This is a genomic window from Olivibacter sp. XZL3 (genome assembly GCF_004368405.1).
Classification (GTDB): Bacteria; Bacteroidota; Bacteroidia; order Sphingobacteriales; family Sphingobacteriaceae; genus Olivibacter.
In genome coordinates this window covers 1-3173 of record NZ_SBJH01000078.1, presented here as the reverse complement: position 1 = coordinate 3173, position 3173 = coordinate 1, and the positions used below count along the sequence as shown (strand labels likewise).

The 3173-nt window shown below is 37.6% G+C and carries 5 protein-coding genes; 1 reads left to right on the top strand and 4 read right to left on the bottom strand.

Annotated elements, in window-relative coordinates; translation table 11 throughout:
• Positions 1-45: 45 nt before the first annotated feature.
• The 4 genes from EPX21_RS17400 to EPX21_RS17385 form a co-directional block, all read right to left on the bottom strand.
• A complete protein-coding gene (locus tag EPX21_RS17400) occupies positions 46-309 on the bottom strand; it encodes a hypothetical protein (protein ID WP_134090959.1) in 264 nt (87 codons plus the stop codon).
• Between the two features lie 359 nt (positions 310-668).
• Positions 669-899, bottom strand: coding sequence for a TonB family protein (locus EPX21_RS23525; protein ID WP_370451005.1), 231 nt, complete (start codon positions 897-899; stop codon positions 669-671).
• A gap of 67 nt (positions 900-966) precedes the next feature.
• Entirely contained in the window at positions 967-2178 is a 1212-nt protein-coding gene (locus EPX21_RS17390) for an ATP-binding protein (protein ID WP_134090958.1), read from the bottom strand.
• Positions 2179-2447: 269 nt separating this feature from the next.
• Complete coding sequence (locus EPX21_RS17385) at positions 2448-2693, bottom strand: DUF4267 domain-containing protein (RefSeq protein WP_134090957.1); 246 nt, start codon at positions 2691-2693, stop codon at positions 2448-2450.
• Between the two features lie 185 nt (positions 2694-2878).
• Here EPX21_RS17385 and EPX21_RS17380 point away from each other — a divergent pair.
• A partial coding sequence (locus tag EPX21_RS17380; RefSeq protein ID WP_206106097.1) for an alpha/beta hydrolase occupies positions 2879-3173 on the top strand: 295 nt, incomplete at its 3' end.

The following is a 3173-nucleotide window of genomic DNA, read 5'->3' as shown; positions in this document are numbered from 1 at the left end:
TTAATAATGACTTAATATTGCCGGGCTTATCCTGATTTTTATATTTTATACCTTTGCGCCCATCGGTAATCCTAAGTCTGCCTCCGTTTGCATGGCAACACGGCCTTCTAACATAAATAGCATAAAAAAGTGAGGGTACTTCACACGATAAGAGCCGTTGCGCTCGATGTCATTGTGTATTCGGTAGCGGTGGCATCGCGCATCCTGAAATACTCTGGATTGGTGTTCTACAGTCGGTCCGTCGGTACCTTTGGCTTGGCTATTCGTTTTTAGCGTTTTGTTTTTTAATTGTGGTAAATCTTCTTCCATGTCATGATGAATTTAAACTCATAATGCTTAATTAGTGTATTCGTAAAAATGCGGCATTCTATGCATGGTTAAAAGCAAAAAGCGTCATTTTTTGAAAGTAAAGACAGACTATTGGAATTTTGAAAAATGGTTAGCGGTGGACCATTTTTTCTTAATTTTTTTCGTATGGAAGATGGATTATCCCCTTTTTTGATACTAAAAGCTACTACGAACCTACTGAAACCACACTGAAACCTACTGGCTTCAAACTGGTTTGACACTCATTTGGTACTGCTTTGACACTGGTTTAGTACTATTTTCACACTAGTTTCGTACTAGCTTGGTTATACCTTAGTACTTGTTAAGTACTCACTACTTGTTTATTCCAACGCAAAATATAGCGTTGCCTCCATTTTGAAATTAGTAATACTGCCCTCCGCGATTGCGGGTTTCCGACGAATACTTTTAACTGCCGCTATAACAGCTTCTTCACAACCGTAACCGATGCCTCTTCTGATATGAAAGTTTACGGGTTCACCCTTCTTAGAAATTTCGAATGTGATACTAACCAGCCCTTCAATACGATGATCCAAAGCTTCTTGTGGATAGATAACATGTTCTTTGAGGTGTTTTTGAAAACCTGGAATACCACCAGAGGTGTTGGCTGGAAATAGCTTTCTATTCGCCTTCCGCTAGGTATTCATAAGCAGGGATCATTTTGATAGTAAAACCATCCTGTTCAAATACATCTTTTTGATCTAGTGTGATAATCAACCCTTCCTGAAGCTTGAAAAAACGAAGAGCCTCAAGTAATCCATTATATTCCCTGTCAAAATTGAGATCATCGATTTGATAACACACTTGGATGGCTTTATGGATTTTTCCTTTAATAAAAGCTAAAAAATCACATTCCCCTTTATCTGTAAAATAATAAATCTCTTTATATTTCCTTCGTAGCTGTTGATAAATCAGATTTTCCAATTTGCGTCCTAGATTTTCAGTAAAGGATGATGCAACTGATAAAAAACCATTGTCTATGGTATAGATTTTTTTGGGATTTCGCGCTTGTGCTTTCAACGAGTAACTGAATTGTGGTAGGAATTCCACAAGATAGGCGTCTCTTAGATAATTGAAATATTCTAAAAAGGTAGTACTTGATTTTATGCCAAACATACCATTTAGTTTATTTGCCGAAACAGGGCTGCCGACGTTGGAAATTAAATAAACAGTGAGTTGTTTTAATGACCCTATATCTCTAATTCCGTGACGTACGGAGATATCCCTTACCAAGATATCTTCCATCAGATTTTGTAGAATAAGTGGTTCTTGATAGTTAACGTATTCGGGTAGTCCGCCGTCTTTTAAATAGGAATGAAGGGATTCTTTGTCTGCTTTTAAGTTTTTATAGGAAATATATTCTTTGAAAGAAAAAGGAAATAACTCCATGGATAGGTGTCTACCAGTGAGATGTGTGCCTAATTCTCTGCTTAAAAGTGACGCGTTAGAACCAGTAATAAATACGGTATATTGTTCTCGAAGCAACTGGTGAACAAATATTTCCCATTTCTCGGTCAGTTGGATTTCGTCAAAAAATAATACACGGTATTGACGTTTATCAATTTCCTGTTGTAGTCTACTGAAGTCACCGACTTCGAAACCGGCTAATCGAATATCCTCAAAATTAAAATATAAAGCATGTTTATATTTTTTTTTCAAAAGCTGTAGAAGCAAAGTGCTTTTTCCACAACGGCGTATACCCGAAATAATGGTAGCATAACTTTCTACAATAGGTATGCTTGCCAAAGAATCTCTAATCAGCTGAGCACTTTTATTTAGAAAAATATCCTGTTGTGCATCGATAACTTGCGCTAGTTGTTCTTGTCGGATCATTCAGATTTTTATTTTATAGATGCAAAAATAAATAATTTCCATTATAAATGGATGAAGTTATTCATTTATAATGGATAACTTCATCCAGTACTAGTGGGAAATTATAGAAAAAATGTATCACTGCTATTGTTGTGCAGCTGATCGGCTATATTAGAGTCCACAGCCCGCACATATTATTGCCGCTATAAGGTGCGCATAAAGATAACCGGTTATTTGCCCGTAGTAGGATAGTACGGTAATGAAATCACTAGCTGGAATGATGGTTCTGGCTAACAGGATATAGCCCAATATCCGGAACTCTTTTTTCGGAGCAGTAGAAGGATAATGAATCCGAGAAAGAAGTCGCGTACACCTTTGATGTGGTGAAACGAAAAATCTCCGTTCGTAGGTGTATGGATGCCAAAGGCAATTTCTGCGCCTACCGGATCTAAAAAGAATCGGGCGCTAATAAATAATAAACCTATGCCCGAAAGTAGGCATAACCACCAGTTGATTTGTTTTGTTAAGCGTTGCATAGCATTGAATATTTGTTGAAACAAAATTGCCCAATTGCTTACTTAATTTAATGCACCTAGGTTAATAAATCAGAGTTGCTTCCTGCCAATCTAACCCAAATGAGTGTTATCAACCAAATCGGCTACAACACTTACCAAATTGGGCACATTTAGGGATGATGGAGGTTTTAACTTTGTATGGTCATATGGAAAGAAAAATGGAGAAAGTAACATTCAGGAATCGTGATTGGAAAGTGGCGGCTCATCTACATTTGCCGCCGAATTTTGATAGATCGGAATCATATGCCGCTATTGTATGTGTGCATCCTGGAAGCAGCGTGAAAGAACAGACTGCCGGGTTGTATGCGGCAAAGCTTGCCGATTCGGGCTTTATAACACTTGTATTTGATGCCTCTTTTCAATTACTATTACGACGATCAGGGTATCTCGGAAGACAAAAAGGTATATCAGATTCTCTTGGACGACTTACAACAGCGGATA

What these genes read in the sequence shown, in the direction of transcription:
- EPX21_RS17390 (WP_134090958.1), bottom strand. Translation starts at nt 2,178, where the DNA reads ATGATCCGACAAGAACAACTAGCGCAAGTTATCGATGCACAACAGGAT.
- EPX21_RS17400 (WP_134090959.1), bottom strand. Translation starts at nt 309, where the DNA reads ATGGAAGAAGATTTACCACAATTAAAAAACAAAACGCTAAAAACGAAT.
- EPX21_RS17385 (WP_134090957.1), bottom strand. Translation starts at nt 2,693, where the DNA reads ATGCAACGCTTAACAAAACAAATCAACTGGTGGTTATGCCTACTTTCG.